A 17,109-nucleotide genomic window follows, 5' to 3' on the forward strand; every position below is an offset into this window, starting at 1 on the left:
GGAGCGGCAAAACCGCTCCCCGTTTCCGACTATATCCGAATATCATGGGTTAATCACAATCTGCGGGTTGATGCAGGTTGCTGAACGGGGCTAGAGAACCCAAAGGGATTGGGCGCGCGCGGAAATTTCCGCGGCAGGGACGCGCAAAGGGAGGTTGCGGATGATCCGCTCGGAGCTGGTTCAGTTGCTGGTGCAGGACAATCCGGGCCTTTCGGTCCGTGAGGTCGAGAAGATCGTGTCGGTCTTCTTCGACGAGATCGTCGGTCGCCTGCAGGAAGATGGTCGCGTCGAGTTACGCGGCTTCGGTGCCTTTTCGACGCGCGCACGCGATGCGCGTACCGGCCGCAACCCGCGCACGGGCGAAACGGTCGAAGTGGACGCGAAGCGCGTCCCCTATTTCAAGCCCGGCAAGGAAATGCGCATCAAGCTCAACGTCTGAGCGCTGCGTACCGCTTGACGCTGGCGACCCCATGCGCTTGGCATGGGCGCGTGCGGACGTGGCGGAACCGGTAGACGCCGGAGACTTAAAATCTTCTGCCCTTCGGGGCGTGCGGGTTCGAGTCCCGCCGTCCGCACCAGCCTTCCCCGCCTGAGCAGGGAAGACGGATAGGCTTCAACCGATGTTAGGGGCTGTCAGGATCGTCGTCCTGGGTGGCGATGATCACGCCGCCTGCCACGATCGCCACCACGCCGATGATCGCGATAATCGGCGCGCCCGCGATATCCGAATCATGCTCCGAATCGGTCACTGCACGCAGCGAGAGCTTCGAGGCGGAGCCGGGCGCGGCAAATGCCGGCGCAGCCGCCAGCGACACAAGCGCGGCAGCAGCTGCCGCACGGCCTAGGATACGCATAGGTTACACTCCCTTCCGAGACGCAACGGAAAACCGGTCCCCGCGGGCGCGGTTCCTCATGTTGCACCGCAACACGTCGAGTCGTTGCTGCACTGCGACAAGCGCCGCAGGGGTTGGCAGCTGCGGCCCGCTTCCATACACCGGGAACACCTCGCCCGGATGACCTGATGCGCCCTCGCCTCTCCTGCCTGCTCCCCCTACTCGCGCTCGCAGCGTGTAGCAGCGGCACCGGGCAACGACGCGACGACACCGCCGTTGTGGTCAGCGCGATCGGCGCGAGCAGCGCGCTCGCCGATCCCGACGCCGGCCCGCTCGACCCCGCCCGCCGCGCGCTGCTGGGTGCAACCGCACAGGGGCTGGTGCGCTTCGATGCTGCCGGCCAGATCGAGCCCGGCCTGGCCGAGCGCTGGATCGTGATCGACGATGGCCGCAGCTACATCTTCCGCCTGCGCGACGACGCGACCTGGCCCGACGGCACGCCGGTGACCGCCGAGGAAGTGGTGCGCACGCTGCGCCGGGTGATCGCGCCGCGCACCCACAACGAGCTGGCGCCCTTCCTCGCGGTGATCGACGAGATCGTCGAGATGACTCCGCAGGTGATCGAGGTGCGGCTGAAGCGGCCGCGCCCCGACCTGCTCAAGCTGTTCGCCCAGCCCGAAATGGCGGTGTTCCGCACCGGCAAGCTCGACGGCAGCGGCCCCTTCCGCGCCAGCGCGCGCGGCAACGGCATCGTGCTGCGCCCGGTGCCCCAGCCGGGCGACGGCGAGGACGGCGCGGCGCCCCGGCCACAGGAAACCTTATTCTTCCGCGGCGAGCGCGCTGCAGTGGCGGTCACCCGCTTCCGCGAAGGCCGGTCCGACCTGGTGCTGGGCGGCAGCTTCGTCGACTGGCCGCTGATCGAGGCGACGGGGATCGCCCGACCCAACGTCCGGATCGACGCGACATCGGGCCTGTTCGGGCTCCTCGTGGTCTCGCGCAGCGGCTTCCTGGCCGACACTGCCAACCGCGCCGCAATTGCGATGGCGATCGACCGGCCGATGGTCACCCACCAGGTCCATCCGGACTGGGCGCCGACCGAGACGCTGCTCCCCGCCCAGCTCGATTCGGCGGCACCCCCCGCCCAGCCCGGCTGGGCACCGCTCGACCTCGGCCAGCGCCGCCAGAATGCCCGCGCCGCGGTTGCGGCCTGGAAGCGGGCGCATCCCGGCCCGGTGACCTTGCGCCTCGCCCTCCCCGCCGGCCCGGGTGCCACCCTGGTCTGGGCACGGCTCGCCGAGGCGCTCTATGCGATCGGGATCACCCCGGTACGCGTCGGCATCGACGATCCCGCCGAGCTGAAGCTGATCGACGCCGTCGCACCCTATGACAGCGCGCGCTGGTTCGTCGCATCGGCCTGCCAGCCCTGCTCGGGCGACGCCCAGCTGCTGGTCGAGGCGGGTCGCGATGCCCCCGATCTCGACGCCCGCGCCCAGCGGATCGCCGAGGCCGATGCGGCGCTCACAGCCGATGTTGCATACATCCCTATCGCCCAGCCCTTCCGATGGTCTATCGTCGCGCTGCGCTTGCAGGCGTGGCAGGGGAACGCCCGGGCGTGGCACCCGTTGAACCACCTGCGCAACGAAACGAGGTGAACGTGGCGAAGACGACGCGGATGGCTTCGGCAAACCTGCCCCTGGGCCGCCATGCGGGCGATGTCCGCCGGCGCATCGAGATGATGGAGCATCTGCTCGAGCGCAGCGTGCCCATCCCCGGGCTGAAGACCAAGGTTGGCCTCGACGCCATTCTCGGCCTGGTACCCGTCGGCGGCGACGTGATCGCGGCGCTGCTCGGCCTCTACATCGTCTGGGAAGCCCGCAACCTGAAGATGCCGGCGACCACCATGGCCCGCATGCTGGGCAATGTCGGCTTCGACTGGCTGATCGGCCTGGTCCCCGTCGTCGGCGACGCCGCCGATTTCGTGTTCAAGTCGAACAGCCGCAACCTCAAGCTGATCAAGCGACACCTCGACAAGCACCACCCGGGCACCTCGACGATCAACCATCGCTAGCCGACGCTCAGCGCCGCCCGCCGCCGCGCCAGATCTTGAGCGGGTTGCCGTCCGCCGCGCCACCGCTGCCCGGCCGGCAGGGCTCGTAGCGCAGGCGGGTATCGAGGCAGAGCCACAGCTCGTCGAGCCAGTCTTCCTTCGTCACCGTCACGCGAATCGCATGCGCCGGGATGCCGGGATTTGCCGCGGCGAAGCGCGCCTTGAACTGGCCGACGGTGAGATCGCCGCGCGACAGCCGGTCCATGTCGGGATAGCGCACCGCATCGTAGAGCCGCTTGGCGGTGCCGAAAAAGGCAGCGGGAGACATGGTCGTGCAGGTACCGTGCTTGGCCCATTCGTGCTGGATCAGCTGCGCCGAAGGCGTGGTGCAGAGCATCTGCCTGATCTGCGCCGGCGGCAGGATGCGGGTGCCGGCGCAATATTGCGGCCAGGTCTTGCCCACGCCGTCTGGCCACAGGCCGTGCAGCGTGAAGCCGAAGCGCGCATCGCGCCCGCAGCGGAAGCGGTTCTCCGGGTCGCTGCCATTTGCCCGGCACAGGCCCGGATTCCAGGTGAGCGCCAGCGTATAGGCGCCGATCGGCAGGATACGCCGCGGTTGCCTGGCATCGGGCAGATCGGGCCTTGGCCGCTCGACGCCGCCGGCGGGGCGGCAGACCAGCGCCTGGGCGGAGGCGATGCCGGGCAGCAGCGCCAGCCCCGCACCGGCGAACCTGAGAACCCGCTTGCGCATCACGCCGCTCCCTCCTGCCCGAAATCCAGGCCGATATCGGCGGCGGGCGCCGACTGGGTAAGCCGGCCGACGCTGACATAGGTGACGCCGGTCTCGGCAATGCCGCGGATCGTGTCGAGCCGCACGCCGCCCGAAGCCTCGGTCGGCACGCGCCCGCCGACCCGCACCACTGCCTCGCGCAGCGTCGCGGGGCTCATATTGTCGAGCAGCAGATGGGTGGCGCCCGCCTCGAGCGCAGGGTCGATCTGATCGATCCGGTCGACCTCGACGATGATCTGCTCGATGCCCGCGGCCACGGCGCGGCGCACCGCCTCGCCGACCGATCCGGCGACGGCGACATGATTGTCCTTGATCATCGCCGCGTCCCACAGGCCCATGCGATGATTGGTCGCGCCACCCATGCGGGTGGCATATTTCTCGAGCATGCGCAGGCCCGGCAGCGTCTTGCGGGTATCGAGCAGCGTGGCACCGGTGCCGGCGATCGCATCGACATAGGCGCGCGTCATGGTGGCGATGCCGGAGAGGTGCTGCACGGTGTTGAGCGCCGAGCGCTCGGCAGTGAGCAGCGCGCGCGCCTTGCCGCGGATCCGCATCAGATCGGTCCCCGGGGCGACGCGGTCGCCGTCCCGGACCAGCGTCTCGATCTCGGCCCCGGGATCGAGTTCGCGGAAAAAGGCCTCGGCGAGCGGCAGACCGGCGACGGTGATCGCGTCGCGGCTGTCCATCACGCCGGTGAACGCCGCATCGGCGGGGATCACCGCGGCGGAGGTGATGTCGCCCTTGTCGCCCAGATCCTCGGCGAGGGTGGCGGCTACAAAGGCGGGAAGATCGAAACGATCGAGCGTAAAGGCCATGCCTGCCCCTTAAAAGCCGCGCCCGGCGGCGGCAATGGCGGGATGACCCGGCCTTGCCATTGCCCGCAAAGTGAAGGGAGTCGGGGCAAATCGTTTCACTTTGCCCGAAGCTGCCCGCCCCTTGCCGGAAACGGGCCGAAGGCGAAAGCGACATGCCATGGCGGCACGTCAGCAGACAAAATCCTACATTGCAACCGATACCGTGCGGTCGCATTGACCGCGGCCGCGCGGCAGGGCCATCGATGGGGCATGGCCGATGCCGAACCTGCCCTGCTGCCTCCGATCCGCGGCCTGCGCACCTATTGGGAGCGGCGCCTCGCCCACCGATCCTCGCCGCCCGGCGACTGGATCGCCGACAAGCTGCTGCTCGACGCGCTCGGGCTTGGGCTGGAGCAGGTGCTCGAATTCCTTGCTGCCGAGGCACCCGGTTTCGAGGGCTTCTGCCGCTGGATCGTCGCCACCGCGGGCCTGCCCGACGCGCTTACGATCGCGCGCTATCATGCGGCGCTGGACAGCGCGCCACCACCGCCCGAAACGGCCGCGCACCTCGCCATGATCGACGCGATGCCGGACGCGCTCGATGCGGGGGACATCGCCCATTGGGGCGCGCAGGGCTATGTGATCCTGCGCAGCGCGATCACGCCGGAGGAGGTCGCCGCCGCCGCGACGCTGCTGTGGCAGACGGTAGGCGCGGACCCGGCGGACCCGTCAAGCTGGTACGGCCCGCGCACCAACGGGCTGATGGTCCAGCGTTTCCAGCATGCAGCGCTGGAGCCGGTGCGGCGCTCGACACGTGTGCACAAGGCCTTTGCCCAGCTCTGGGGCACCAGCGACCTGTGGGTCCATATCGACCGGATGAGCTTCAACGCGCCGGTGCACGCGCATCATGCCTTCGCGGCGCCCCGACTCCACTGGGATGTGAGCCTAGTGCAGCCGATCCCCTTCGGCACGCAGGCGATCCTCTATCTCGCCGACACCGATGCCGATCAGGGGGCGCTGGAGCTGGTCCCCGGCTTTCATCACGGACTGGCCGAATGGCTGGAAACACAGGGCGATGCCGATCCGCGCCGGGTAGATCTGAGCGACCGTGCGGTGCACGTCCCCGGCCGCGCCGGCGACCTGATCATCTGGCGCCAGGACCTGCCCCACGGCGCGAGCCCCAACACCGCCGCGCTGCCGCGCCTGGCGCAATATGTGAACTTCTACGCGGCGAAGATGGCGATGCAGCCGGTCTGGCGGTGACGCGCATGCCGGGATCGCGGCAATATAGCTTTTCCCCGGCGAAGGCCGGGGCCCAGCCCTTAAAGACATACGCGCGGTAACGCGTCTTCGCCGCGCACGCTTAGTCTGGGCCCCGGCCTTCGCCGGGGAAAGCAGAAGAGCAGAGAAATCCGCTCAGTCGCCCTTCGTCGGATCGCCGCCCACCACGGGCACCGGCCCAAGATCGCCCTGCCCGACCGTGCCCGAGGCCATTTCCAGCATGCGATCGAGGCTCTTCTTGGCCTGGAGGCGCAGCCCCTCCTCGATCTCGATGCGCGGCTCGAGGTCGCGCAGCGCGAGGTAGAGCTTCTCCATCGTGTTGAGCGCCATGTACGGGCAGATGTTGCAGTTGCAGTTACCGTCGGCCCCCGGCGCGCCGATGAAATTCTTGCCCGGCATCGCCTTCTGCATCTGGTGGATGATGTGCGGCTCGGTGGCGACGATCAGCGTGTCGCCTTCCATCGCCTGCGAGAATTCCAGGATGCCGCGGGTCGAGCCGACATAATCGGCATGATCGAGCAGGTGCGGCGGGCATTCGGGATGCGCGGCGATCGGAGCACCCGGATGCTGCGCCCTGAGCTTGAGCAGTTCGGTCTCCGAAAAGGCCTCGTGCACGATGCACACGCCCGGCCAGAGCAGCATGTCGCGACCGGTCTTGCGCTTGAGATAGCCGCCAAGATTGCGGTCCGGGCCGAAGATGATCTTCTGGCTCTCCGGGATCTGCGCGAGGATCTTCTCGGCCGACGAGCTCGTGACGATGACGTCGCTGAGCGCCTTAACCTCGGTCGAGCAGTTGATATAGGTCAGCGCGATATGGTCCGGATGCGCCGCGCGGAAGGCGGCGAACTGTTCGGGCGGGCAGCTGTCCTCGAGGCTGCACCCGGCATTCATGTCGGGCAGCACCACGATCTTCTGGGGCGACAGGATCTTGGCGGTCTCCGCCATGAAGCGAACGCCGCAGAACGCGATCACCTCGGCATCGGTCTCGGCCGCCTTGCGGCTGAGATCGAGGCTGTCGCCGACGAAATCGGCGAGGTCCTGCAGCTCGGGCTTCTGATAGTAATGCGCCAGGATGACCGCGTTGCGCTCCTTGCGCAGCCGATCGATCTCTGCGCGGAGATCCAGGCCCGTCAGGCTGCAGCCAATGCCGTTACGCGCGTCCATCGTCCTCAAACTCCCTTGCCCGCGCCGCACATGGCCCGGCGCGGGCGCGGGTTCAAGGGTTCACAGGCGCAGGCGGCCAATGCGCGGCGAAGGGGCGATCGGCGCCGGGCGTGCCCGCCACCACCGCGCGGGCGATCCCCTCGCCCAGCGGCGTGAAGGCCAGCGCCTCGGCGACGGCAAAGCTGCCGGCCATCGCGGCGATGCCCCATAGCCAGGCGGGATGGACGCGGCCGCTGCGCATCCAGTCCCGCGCCGCGCCGATCAGCGGGAAGATCAACGGCGCCACCAGCGCGGCGGCGAACCACGACCAGGGGATCATGAACGGCACCGGCAGCAGCCGCCCGAAGCCCGGCCCGGTGATCGCCGCCATCGAACAGAGCATCAGCCGGCGATGCCAGTCGGAGCGCTTGCGCATCGAGAAGCCGGCCAACGCCAGCCCGCCGAAGCAGAGCAACCCGGCGGGGTTGCCGAACAGGAATTCGGGCAGCGCAAAGAAGGGCGGCCCGCCATGGTGGCACACCGAATAGAGCGTGATCGCCATTCCCATGACCAGCATCGCCGGCACCCAGGCCAGCGCGATCCAGCCGAGCTGGCGGTGGATCGCGACGTTTCCGCCGGCGACCAGCAGAGTCTGCATCAGGTAGATCGCGATCCAGCCCATGAAGACGAGGGCGTGGACATGATAGATCAGCGGCAGGCCGAAGCTGGACCGGCCCGCGACGATATTGAGCGAGAAGCCGCCGACGATCACCGCGATCATCGCCAGCGACAGGATCAGGAAGAAGCGGTCGCGGCGCGCCGCCATCGGCATCGGTTCGGCAAGGGTCGCCATGTTCAGTCCCCCAACTGAAGGCTGCAATGGCGCGAAGATATCCTGTTCGGGTCCGCCGCTCAACGGGCCTCACCACTTGTTGGTGACGACGTCCTCCGGCCGGCGCGATTCGTCCCAGCGCTCGGTCGGCCGATTGGCCTCGTCGGGGAAGATCACGCGCACATTGGCGTCGATCCCCGCGGCGCGCAGCGGCATGGCGAAGCTGCTCTCGATCGCCTTGCGCGTCGCGTCGCGGGCCATGCGCATATAGGGAGCGGACTGGGCCTGGCGGAGCAGCTCCTGCTGGCCGGCCTTGCGGTTCGCCTCGTCGAGCTTGCCGCCGATATCGGTGACCGAGAGGAGGATGCCGCCATTGTCGTACTGGCGGATATTGTTGAGATCGACCGCGGGATCGGTCGCCTCGACCTGGGGCAGGTTCACCGTCAGCTGCTTCGCCGACGCATCCCACACCACGTCTTCCTGGCGCAGCTTCGACAGATCGACCTCGTAGCGGACGCTGCCGGGCATGATCATCGTCTTCTGCGCAGTGAAGCCGAGCTGGCTCTGTTTGGACGTGACCACCGCGACGAACTTGGCGGCAAAGGCGGACAGGCGGTTCTGCTCGCGCAGGCCTGCCAGGCTGGCCTGCGCCACCGTCTCGGGCGTCGCGCCCTGGAACTGCCGCTTGATCGTGTCGCCCAGGAACCAGAAGCCGGCGCCGAGCATCAGCGCGATCGCCAGCAGGATCACCAGGGTAACGCCGAACAGCCTGAGGCAGCCGCCCCCCTGCTTCACGCCGCCATCTTCCACGCATCGCCCTCCTCGATGACGAGCCCGCGGTCGCGCAGGTCGATCAGGTGCGCGAGCACCGACCGCCCGGCCGCCCCCGTGAGCCTGGGATCGAGCCCTACATACATGCGGCCCACCATATCGGGAACCGCGCCGGTGCCCGCCTTGAGCAGGCGCAGGATCTGCCCCTCGCGCTGCTTGCGGTGGCCGATCAGCCCGCGCACGAAGCGGTGCGGCCGCTCGATCGGCTCGCCGTGCGCGGGATAGTAGATGCGGTCGTCGGCCCGGCCCATCAGCGTGTCGAGGCTGCGCATATAGGCGGCCATGTCGCCGTCGGGCGGCGCGACCACGGTGGTCGACCAGCCCATCACATGATCGCCGCTGAACAGGGCTCGGGATTCCTCGAGCGCGAAGCAGAGATGGTTGGAGGTATGGCCGGGCGTAGCGATCGCGGTGAGCGTCCAGCCCTCGCCCTGCACGCGCTCGCCATCCGCCAGCACGCGATCGGGGGCATAGCCGGTGTCGAACGCGGCATCGGCGCGTGGGCCGGCATCGGCGAGCGACAGCGGCGCGCAGCCGATGATCGGCGCGCCGGTCAGCGCCTTGAGTGGCGCGGCTGCGGGGCTGTGATCGCGGTGGGTGTGGGTGCAGAGGATCGCCACCACCCTGCGGCCGGCGATCGCGGCGAGCAGCGCCTCGATATGCGCGGGATCGTCCGGGCCCGGATCGATCACCGCCAGCTCGGTGGTGCCGACCAGATAGGTCTGGGTACCGGTATAGGTGAAGGGCGACGGGTTCGGCGCCAGGATGCGCGTCACCAGCGGATCGAGCGCCATGGCCAGCCCGGTCGGGGCGTCCGCTATGATGTCCATGCCCCCGAAATGGCCTTTGCCGCGCCGCAGCGCAAGGCCGGGGGACACTCGCCCGATTTCAAAACGAAACGGGGCCGGCCGCGAAGGAGTGTCGGCCGGCCCCGTCGAAAGGCGCTCGAGAAAGGGGCATTTGCCGAGCGCCCTTCCCCTCGTGTCAGTTGTCGTCGTCCTTCTCGACCTCGGCGATCGCCTCGTCGATGCCCTTCAGCGCCTTGGCGCGCTGCTCGGGGTTCAGGTCCGCCTGGTTCTCGATCGAGCGGCGGGCGATGCGCAGGCCCACCATCGCCGATTTCAGGCCGGCGCGCTTGGCTTCCATCGCCACCTTCTTCGCGTTGACGGTGATCTTCTCGATGCGGTTCGAGCAGATGATCATGACCTTCTTGCCGTCGCGCTCGAAATTCTCGACCACCGGCTTGTCGGCATCGCCCGGGCACTTGCCGTTCTTCACCTCGGGAACCGAGGCGCGGATCGCCTCGATGTCGGGCATCTCGTTCTCGGTCTGGCTGCCATCGGCGTGGACCATGACGATCTTGGTGACGCGCTTGCCGTCCTTGCCCTTGTCCTGGTCCTTGCCGTCGGCGCTGACCGTGTAGGTGTAGGTGCGGACCTTGACCGGGCCCTCGGGCTTGGCCGGCGCCTCGGGCGTGGCGTCCGGGGCGGGCACTGCCTGCGGGGCGGGCGCAGCAGCCGGCGCGGGCACGTCCTGCCCGAGCTTGATGCCGGTCACCTTCTCGACCTTGACCTTGATGGTCTCGGCGGCCTGGGTGCCGGAGGCAGTGAGGCCGAGCGCGGCGAGGCCGAGCGCGCCGGTGCCGACCAGGCCGGCAGCGAGGCGGGCGGGGGTGTTCTTGTGGGTCTTCGAGAGCATGCGGAGCCTCCCTTTAACTTCGTTGATCGTGTGCAAGTGACATGCCGCCGAGACCGCACCCCCATGCGCGGACTTGACGATCGCACGGCCATAGGCATGGCGCAGTGCCTGGGCGCGGCCGGCGAGCACCAAGGCATCGCAGGCCATTTCCTGGTCGGCGCGGAAGGCACGGAAGGCCCGCCACGCGACCGGGTTGAACCAGTGGAGCGCAAGGACGATCAGCGCGACCCAGTTCGCGATCAGATCGCCGCGGACATGGTGGCCCAGTTCATGGGCGAGCGCGAGATCGCGCTCCTGCTCGTCGTAACGCTCGGTGAAGTCGCACGGAAAGGCGACATATTTGCGCAGCACGCCGAACGCGAGCGGGCCGTGCACCGCATCGGTCTCGATCACGCGCACCCGGCCCTGGGCGACGGTGCGATCGACGCGCGCGGCCTTGAGCAGCCGGTTGCAGTGCCGGCGATGCGCGATCAGGTGATAGGCGAGGAACGCCAGCGCACCGATCGCCCACAGGCCGATGGCGAGTACCAGCAGGCTGGGCCCGCCCGCCGCCGCGGTCGGCGCGACCAGCGCGGCGGAAGCCGGGTGGCTGCCGGTGCCGAGCTCGACGATCGTCACTGCGTTCTGATCGATCCCCGCAGGCAGCGCCTCGGGCTTGATCACCCCGGCGACAACCCCGGGGCCTTCGCTTGCCTGGCGGATGAAGGGCGCGATCAGGCTGGTGAGCTGCCAGTCGCCCGGCAGCGGCGGCATCAGCATGCGGATCACCGGCATCAGCCACAGCGCATAGGCCATTTGCGGGCCGAAGGCGCGGCGCACCGGGCCACGCAGGGCGAGCACCAGCAGCATCAGCAGCGTGCTCGCGACGAAGGTCTCGATGATCCAGCCGGTCATTGCTTCAGGTCCTTCAGCAGTGCCTCGATCTCGGCGATGTCCTGTTCGGTGAGCTGGTCACGCTCGGCGAGATGGGCGACCAGCGGGGTCAGCTTGCCGCCGAACAGCCGATCCATCAGCTTGCGCGATTCCCCGGCGACATAATCGCCGCGGGCAACCAGCGGGCGATAGAGGTAGCGACGCCCCTCTTCCTTGTGCGCGATGATGTTCTTGGCGAGGAGACGCCCCAGCAGCGTCTTGACCGTGTTGGCGCTCCAGTCGCGCTCGGCAGGCACGCGCTCGGCCACTTCCTGAGCGGTGAGCGGCGATTCCTCCCACAGCACTTCCATCACGGCGTGCTCGGCGTCGCTGATCCGTTCGGTCATCGTTTCCTCGTTGAAATGACTACTTGTGTAATCGTCACGATTACGGATGTAGTCAAGCGGGTGAACGCTGGCTGAACGAATTCTGACGATCCGGCGCGGGGTGCCGGCGTCAAAAACCTCCCAAACTGTCGGAATGGCTTACAAGTGCGGGGTCTGGTTAAAATACGATAACCATCGAAACCCGCAGAAATCAGCGCCTGGCACGAACTGGCACGGCGAATGCAAAGTATAAGGCACCCCAAGCGTTCTACGCTTCATTCATAGGGTGGGTCGACCGCTTTACTCCCCGGTCTCGCGTCGACCCACCCACCCCGGGGTCTCCAGCAAACCAGCGAATCGGACGGCTTGACGCAATGACGTCACGCCATGGCGCCGTGCTGCCATGACGTCATCCGGACAAAGAAAAGCGCCCCGGCTTTCACCGGGGCGCGGTTCGAATTCGTATGCCGGCGATCAGGCCTTGGCGAAGAGCTGGGCGAGTTCGCCGCTCTCGTACATCTCCATCATGATGTCCGAACCGCCCACGAACTCGCCCTTCACATAGAGCTGCGGGATGGTCGGCCAGTCGGAGAATTCCTTGATCCCCTGGCGAATGCCCTGGTCCTGGAGCACGTCGACGCTCTCGAACTCGACGCCGAGATGGTTGAGGATCGCAATTGCGCGGCTGGAAAAACCGCACTGCGGGAACAGCGGGCTGCCCTTCATGAACAGCAGCACGTCATTGGCTTCGACCAGCGCCTTGATGCGCGCCTGGGTATCGTCGGTCACTTCACTCACTCCTCGACAGGCGCTTCGGTGGTGAGCTGGAGCGCGTGAAGCACGCCACCCATCCGCCCGCCGAGCGCGGCATAGACCGCCTGGTGCTGGCGCACCCGCGGCATGCCCTTGAACATCGGCGCGACAACCCGCGCCGCATAATGATCGCCGTCACCCGCCAGATCGGTGATCTCGACCCGGGCATCGGGGATGCCGGCCTTGATCAGGTCCTCGATCTCGCTGGCGGCCATCGGCATCAGGCTTCGCCCATCAGCTGGCGGCGCGCCTCGACCGACTGCTCCTCGAGCGCGCGGCGCACGGTGGCCTCATCGGTCTCCACACCAGCGGCGAGCAGGTCGCCGAGCAGCTTGCGGATCACGTCCTCGTCGCCGGCTTCCTCGAAATCTGCCTGGACGACTGCCTTGGCATAGGCATCGGTCTCTTCCGGGGTCAGCTTCATCTGCGCGGCGGCCCACTGGCCGACCAGGCGGTTGCGGCGCGCCGTGACGCGGAAGGCCATGTCCTCGTCGCGGGCGAACTTCGCCTCGAATGCCTTTTCGCGATCGTCGAACGTGGTCATTGCAGTCCCCTTAGTGGCGTTTGCTGCGGAGATAGGGGGGCGATGGCCGGAGGGCAAGCGAACGCGAAAGAACCGTCATCCCGGCGAAAGCCGGGATCTCGGGCGGCTCTTGCCCCGCCGTTGCGCGCCTCCGCCTGAGATCCCGGCTTTCGCCGGGATGACGGATATGGGTTAGATCGTCACCACGACCTTCCCGATCACTGCACGCGCCGCCATCTTGGCGATGGCCTGGCCGGCATCGGCGAGGGGGAACGTCTCGGTGACCTTGGGCGCGATCCGCCCCTCGGACCAGAGCCGGAACAGCTGGCCGACATGCGCGGCATTTGCCTTGGGATCGCGCGCCGCGAAGGCGCCCCAGAACACGCCGCAGACGTCGCAGCTCTTGAGCAGGGTCAGGTTGAGCGGCAGCTTGGGGATGCCGGCGGGGAAGCCGACCACGAGGTAGCGCCCTTCCCAGCCGATCGACCGCAGCGCCGGCTCGGCATAGTCGCCGCCGACCGGATCATAGATCACATCGGCGCCCTGCGGCCCGAGCGCCGCCTTGAACTGCTCGGCCACCGCCCTGGACTGGTCCTTGTCGAAGGGTGCGCGGCCATAGACCAACGTCTCATCGGCACCCGCAGCCTTGGCCGCGGCCGCCTTTTCCTCCGACGAGACCGCCGCGATCACGCGGGCGCCGAACGCCTTGCCGAGCTCGACCGCCGCGAGGCCGACGCCGCCCGCCGCGCCGAGCACGAGCAGGTTGTGCCCCTCGCGCAGATGCCCGCGATCGAGCAGCGCGTGGATCGTCGTCGCATAGGTGAGCAGCAACGCCGCGCCCTCCTCGAAGCTGCGCCCCTCGGGCAAGCGGAACAGGCGGACTGCCTCGATCGCCAGCTTCTCGACCAGCCCGCCATGGCCGGTGACGGCGATCACCCGATCGCCCACTGCCCAATCGGTCACGCCCTCGCCGACGCTTTCGATCACGCCGGCAATCTCGCCGCCCGGCGCGAAGGGCCTGGGCGGCTTGAACTGGTACTTGTCCTCTATGATCAGGAAATCGGGATAGTTGATCGCGCAGGCCTTCACTGCCACGACCACCTGCCCCTTGCCGACCACCGGATCGGCGACCTCTTCCAGGATTAGAGTATCAGGTCCGCCCGCTTGCTTCGAGAGCAGTGCCTTCATTCGCCGTCTCCACCGCGATCCAGGGACGGTTCTGTGCCATCCCGGATTCGAATTTCGAAATCGCGGTATCTTGTGCCAGCGTGATGCCGATCTCGTCCAGCCCTTCCATCAGGCATTGGCGACGAAAGGGATCAAGATCGAAGGGAAAGCGATCCTGGAACGGGGTGGTGACGGTCATCGTCTCGAGATCGACGGTGATCTCGTCGGTCTTGGCGACTTCGACCAGCCGGTCCACAGCCTCTTGGGGAAGCACCACCGGCACGATGCCGTTCTTGAAGGCATTGCCCGAGAAGATGTCCGAGAAGCTCGGTGCGATCACTGCCTTGATGCCGAGATCGGCGAGCGCCCAGGCGGCATGCTCGCGGCTCGAGCCACAGCCGAAATTGTCGCCGGCGACGAGCACGGGCGAACCGGCATAGCGCTCGTCGTCGAACACATTGCCCGGCTGCGCGCGGACGCTCTCAAAGGCGCCCTTGCCCAGCCCCTCGCGCGTGGTGGTCTTCAGCCAGTGCGCGGGGATGATGATGTCGGTGTCGATGTTCTTGGCGCCCCACGGATAGGCGCTGCCGGAAACCTGGCGTACCGCTTCCATTACAAAACCTCCCGGATCAGCGGGTGGCTGCAAGCTCCGCCTTGGCTTCCACGACCTTGCCCGTCGCGGCATAGGCGGCCACCAGGCCGCTCAAAACCGTACCCGCAATCAATGCGATAAGTGCCCGCTTCACTAGTCATCCCCTTACGCATCCTCCGACATCAGCTCCCTGACATCGGTGAGGCGCCCCCGGATCGCCGCTGCCGCCGCCATTGCGGGTGAAAGCAGGTGCGTCCGCGCCCCAGGACCTTGTCTTCCTACGAAATTTCGGTTCGAGGTGGAAGCACAACGTTCGCCGGCGGGGACCTTGTCCGGGTTCATCGCGAGACACATCGAGCAGCCGGGTTCGCGCCATTCGAAGCCGGCCTCGGTGAAGATGCGATCGAGCCCCTCGGCCTCGGCCTGCAGCTTGACCAGGCCCGAGCCCGGCACGATCAGCGCCTGGCGGATGCGTGTCGCCACGTGATGGCCCTTCACCACCGCCGCGGCGGCGCGCAAATCCTCGATCCGGCTGTTGGTGCACGAGCCGATGAAGACATGCTCGATCGACACATCCTCCATCCGCATGCCGGGCGTCAGGCCCATATAGTCGAGCGACTTCTGTGCGGCGACGCGCTTGGAAGGATCCTCGAAGCTCTCGGGATCGGGCACGACGCCGGTGATCTGCACCACGTCCTCGGGGCTGGTGCCCCAGGTGAGCGACGGCGCGATATCGCTGGCCTGGAGGACCACGCTCTTGTCGTAGCGGGCGCCGGCATCGGTGGGCAGCGTGTTCCAATAGGCGACCGCGCGGTCCCACGCCTCGCCCGTCGGCGCCATCGGCCGGCCCTTGATATAGTCGAACGTCGTCTGGTCGGGCGCGATCAGGCCCGAGCGCGCGCCCCCTTCGATCGACATGTTCGAGACGGTCAGCCGCCCCTCGATCGACATGCGGCGGATCACGTCGCCGGTGAACTCGATGACATAGCCGGTGCCGCCCGAGGCGCCGATCCGGCCGATGATCGCGAGCACGACGTCCTTGGGGCTCACACCGAAGCCGAGCGTGCCGTCGACGCGGATCTCGAGCGTCCTGGAGGGCTTCAGCAGCAGCGTCTGCGTGGCAAGGACATGCTCGACCTCGCTGGTGCCGATGCCGAAAGCGAGAGCGCCCAGCGCGCCGTGCGCCGAGGTGTGGCTGTCACCACAGACGAGCGTGGTGCCCGGCAAGGTGAAGCCCTGTTCGGGGCCGACGACGTGGACGATGCCCTGCCGTGCATCGAGCGCGTCGATATAGGGCACGCCGAATTCGGCGACGTTGGTCCGCAGCGCCGAAAGCTGGCCGGCGCTGGCGGCATCGGCGATCGGAAGCTCGTGTCCCGCGGCATCGACGCGCGCCGTGGTCGGCAGGTTATGATCGGGGACCGCAAGCGTAAGGTCCGGGCGGCGCACCGGCCGCCCCGCCGCGCGCAGGCCGGCAAAGGCCTGGGGGCTGGTCACCTCGTGGACGAGGTGGCGGTCGATATAGATCAGGCAGGTTCCATCGTCCCGGCGCTCGACCACATGGTCGGCCCAGATCTTCTCGTACAGGGTGCGTGGATGCGCGGTCATGCGGGCGCTTTAGTCGATTCTTGCGCGTAGGCAAGCGTCTGTGCAATTTTCCATCGCATAGTTGAACTATTCTCCGCTCAGCGCGGCCCCTTCTCCGCCTCCCCCTTCAGATAGGCCTGCACCGCGGCAATTTCACCATCGGTGAAGGCAGAGAAGCCGTTGCGCGCGACGACGCCCATCAGCCCGAGGTCGCGCTTGCTCATTCCCTGGCCGGTGCGCATCAGCCTGGCGAAGGCGGCGGGATCATAGGAAGCCGCCATCGGCGCCAGCGCTGGGACCTTGGTCGTGCCGTCCTCCATCGTGCCGGCCTCGTGCAGCTTGTGGCACGCCAGGCACGCGACGTTCACATAGTAGCGGCCGGTATCGGCAGGGCGCGTCGCGGTGGAGACGTTGGCGGGGTTCGCCATCGCCGGCAACGTGCCGGTGAGCAGCAGGAAGCGGCCGATCGGGCCGTAGCTGCTGCGCACCTTGCTGTCCTTGGGGCCGGGCTTCAGCGTGCGGACCCAGGCGATGATCTTGCCGAGATCGTCGTCAGCAATGCGGCCGAGCGAATGGCTGGGCATGGTGAAGGTGGAGCTGCCATCCCGCTTGACGCCGTGGCGGATCAACCGGGCGAGTTCGGCATCGCTGAGCTTCGCCGCCATCTCGGCGATCGGCGGCGGCGCGATCGTGCCGAACATCGGATCGGAAACGATCACCTGGCCCTGGCCATCCGCGGCATGGCAGTCGCGGCACATCACGATCTTGGCCAGCCGCCCGCCCTCGGCGATCGAGGCCGCATCCCTTGGCACCGCGATGGCGACCTGCGGCACCTGGTGCCCGCGGCGGAGCACCCACTCCGACCCGGCATAGAGGATCACGACAAACAGCATGACAAGGCCGGCCAGCACGGCCAGCCCACGAACGATCCAGCGCATTG

General features: G+C 67.7%; 20 protein-coding genes and 1 tRNA gene. 5 read left to right on the forward strand and 16 right to left on the reverse strand.

Annotation, left to right across the window (positions count from 1 at the left end; all coding sequences use genetic code 11):
- Nucleotides 1–160: 160 nt before the first annotated feature.
- Nucleotides 161–439: an integration host factor subunit beta gene (locus P6144_RS14280; protein ID WP_116838546.1), complete on the forward strand. Its 279-nt coding sequence runs from the start codon at nucleotides 161–163 to the stop codon at nucleotides 437–439.
- Between the two features lie 52 nt (nucleotides 440–491).
- A tRNA-Leu gene (locus tag P6144_RS14285) sits at nucleotides 492–578 on the forward strand.
- Nucleotides 579–623: 45 nt separating this feature from the next.
- On the opposite strand, the gene P6144_RS14290 is transcribed toward P6144_RS14285, so the two are convergent.
- On the reverse strand, nucleotides 624–854 hold the full coding sequence (locus P6144_RS14290; protein WP_277768450.1) for a hypothetical protein: 231 nt from the start codon (nucleotides 852–854) through the stop codon (nucleotides 624–626).
- 167 nt (nucleotides 855–1,021) lie between these two features.
- Here P6144_RS14290 and P6144_RS14295 point away from each other — a divergent pair, with 167 nt between their 5' ends.
- Together P6144_RS14295 and P6144_RS14300 are read left to right on the forward strand one after the other, a co-directional pair.
- Complete coding sequence (locus tag P6144_RS14295; protein ID WP_277768451.1) at nucleotides 1,022–2,485, forward strand: ABC transporter substrate-binding protein; 1,464 nt, start codon at nucleotides 1,022–1,024, stop codon at nucleotides 2,483–2,485.
- 20 nt (nucleotides 2,486–2,505) lie between these two features.
- On the forward strand, nucleotides 2,506–2,901 hold the full coding sequence (locus tag P6144_RS14300; protein ID WP_277768927.1) for a DUF4112 domain-containing protein: 396 nt from the start codon (nucleotides 2,506–2,508) through the stop codon (nucleotides 2,899–2,901).
- A gap of 7 nt (nucleotides 2,902–2,908) precedes the next feature.
- Here P6144_RS14300 and P6144_RS14305 read toward each other — a convergent pair whose 3' ends face one another.
- Entirely contained in the window at nucleotides 2,909–3,631 is a 723-nt protein-coding gene (locus P6144_RS14305) for a ribonuclease T (RefSeq protein WP_277768453.1), read from the reverse strand.
- Nucleotides 3,631–4,485: a carboxylating nicotinate-nucleotide diphosphorylase gene (gene nadC, locus P6144_RS14310; protein ID WP_277768454.1), complete on the reverse strand. Its 855-nt coding sequence runs from the start codon at nucleotides 4,483–4,485 to the stop codon at nucleotides 3,631–3,633. Before nadC ends, P6144_RS14305 begins: the two co-directional genes overlap by 1 nt.
- A 249-nt stretch (nucleotides 4,486–4,734) precedes the next feature.
- Here nadC and P6144_RS14315 point away from each other — a divergent pair, with 249 nt between their 5' ends.
- A complete protein-coding gene (locus P6144_RS14315) occupies nucleotides 4,735–5,727 on the forward strand; it encodes a phytanoyl-CoA dioxygenase family protein (RefSeq protein WP_277768456.1) in 993 nt (330 codons plus the stop codon).
- Nucleotides 5,728–5,880: 153 nt separating this feature from the next.
- On the opposite strand, the gene nadA is transcribed toward P6144_RS14315, so the two are convergent.
- The 13 genes from nadA to P6144_RS14380 form a co-directional block, all read right to left on the reverse strand.
- Nucleotides 5,881–6,909, reverse strand: coding sequence for a quinolinate synthase NadA (gene nadA, locus P6144_RS14320; RefSeq protein ID WP_277768457.1), 1,029 nt, complete (start codon nucleotides 6,907–6,909; stop codon nucleotides 5,881–5,883).
- A gap of 52 nt (nucleotides 6,910–6,961) precedes the next feature.
- Nucleotides 6,962–7,741 carry a hypothetical protein gene (locus tag P6144_RS14325; protein ID WP_277768458.1) on the reverse strand — a complete coding sequence of 260 codons (780 nt, stop codon included), beginning with the start codon at nucleotides 7,739–7,741 and terminating at the stop codon, nucleotides 6,962–6,964.
- A 69-nt stretch (nucleotides 7,742–7,810) separates the two neighbouring features.
- Nucleotides 7,811–8,530, reverse strand: coding sequence for a DUF4230 domain-containing protein (locus P6144_RS14330; RefSeq protein WP_277768459.1), 720 nt, complete (start codon nucleotides 8,528–8,530; stop codon nucleotides 7,811–7,813).
- Nucleotides 8,512–9,381: an MBL fold metallo-hydrolase gene (locus P6144_RS14335; protein WP_277768461.1), complete on the reverse strand. Its 870-nt coding sequence runs from the start codon at nucleotides 9,379–9,381 to the stop codon at nucleotides 8,512–8,514. Before P6144_RS14335 ends, P6144_RS14330 begins: the two co-directional genes overlap by 19 nt.
- Before the next feature lie 154 nt (nucleotides 9,382–9,535).
- A complete protein-coding gene (locus tag P6144_RS14340) occupies nucleotides 9,536–11,143 on the reverse strand; it encodes a M56 family metallopeptidase (RefSeq protein WP_277768462.1) in 1,608 nt (535 codons plus the stop codon).
- Entirely contained in the window at nucleotides 11,140–11,508 is a 369-nt protein-coding gene (locus P6144_RS14345; protein WP_277768463.1) for a BlaI/MecI/CopY family transcriptional regulator, read from the reverse strand. Before P6144_RS14345 ends, P6144_RS14340 begins: the two co-directional genes overlap by 4 nt.
- A gap of 453 nt (nucleotides 11,509–11,961) precedes the next feature.
- Nucleotides 11,962–12,276 carry a Grx4 family monothiol glutaredoxin gene (grxD, locus tag P6144_RS14350; protein WP_277768465.1) on the reverse strand — a complete coding sequence of 105 codons (315 nt, stop codon included), beginning with the start codon at nucleotides 12,274–12,276 and terminating at the stop codon, nucleotides 11,962–11,964.
- Nucleotides 12,277–12,281: 5 nt separating this feature from the next.
- Nucleotides 12,282–12,521 carry a BolA family transcriptional regulator gene (locus tag P6144_RS14355; protein WP_184169471.1) on the reverse strand — a complete coding sequence of 80 codons (240 nt, stop codon included), beginning with the start codon at nucleotides 12,519–12,521 and terminating at the stop codon, nucleotides 12,282–12,284.
- Nucleotides 12,521–12,844 (reverse strand): DUF1476 domain-containing protein, encoded by a 324-nt coding sequence (locus P6144_RS14360; RefSeq protein ID WP_277768467.1) that lies wholly within the window; start codon nucleotides 12,842–12,844, stop codon nucleotides 12,521–12,523. Before P6144_RS14360 ends, P6144_RS14355 begins: the two co-directional genes overlap by 1 nt.
- Before the next feature lie 171 nt (nucleotides 12,845–13,015).
- The gene (locus tag P6144_RS14365; protein WP_277768468.1) at nucleotides 13,016–14,011 is read right to left on the reverse strand and encodes an NADPH:quinone oxidoreductase family protein; all 996 of its coding nucleotides are present in this window, start codon (nucleotides 14,009–14,011) and stop codon (nucleotides 13,016–13,018) included.
- A complete protein-coding gene (gene leuD / locus P6144_RS14370; protein WP_277768469.1) occupies nucleotides 13,974–14,603 on the reverse strand; it encodes a 3-isopropylmalate dehydratase small subunit in 630 nt (209 codons plus the stop codon). The genes P6144_RS14365 and leuD overlap by 38 nt, the downstream gene beginning before the upstream one ends.
- A gap of 144 nt (nucleotides 14,604–14,747) precedes the next feature.
- Nucleotides 14,748–16,190 carry a 3-isopropylmalate dehydratase large subunit gene (leuC, locus tag P6144_RS14375; protein WP_277768470.1) on the reverse strand — a complete coding sequence of 481 codons (1,443 nt, stop codon included), beginning with the start codon at nucleotides 16,188–16,190 and terminating at the stop codon, nucleotides 14,748–14,750.
- 77 nt (nucleotides 16,191–16,267) lie between these two features.
- Nucleotides 16,268–17,107, reverse strand: a complete 840-nt coding sequence (locus P6144_RS14380; RefSeq protein ID WP_277768472.1) for a c-type cytochrome — start codon at nucleotides 17,105–17,107, stop codon at nucleotides 16,268–16,270.
- Nucleotides 17,108–17,109: the final 2 nt, after the last annotated feature.

The organism is Sphingomonas sp. HITSZ_GF (assembly GCF_029543155.1).
Lineage (GTDB): Bacteria > Pseudomonadota > Alphaproteobacteria > Sphingomonadales > Sphingomonadaceae > Sphingomonas.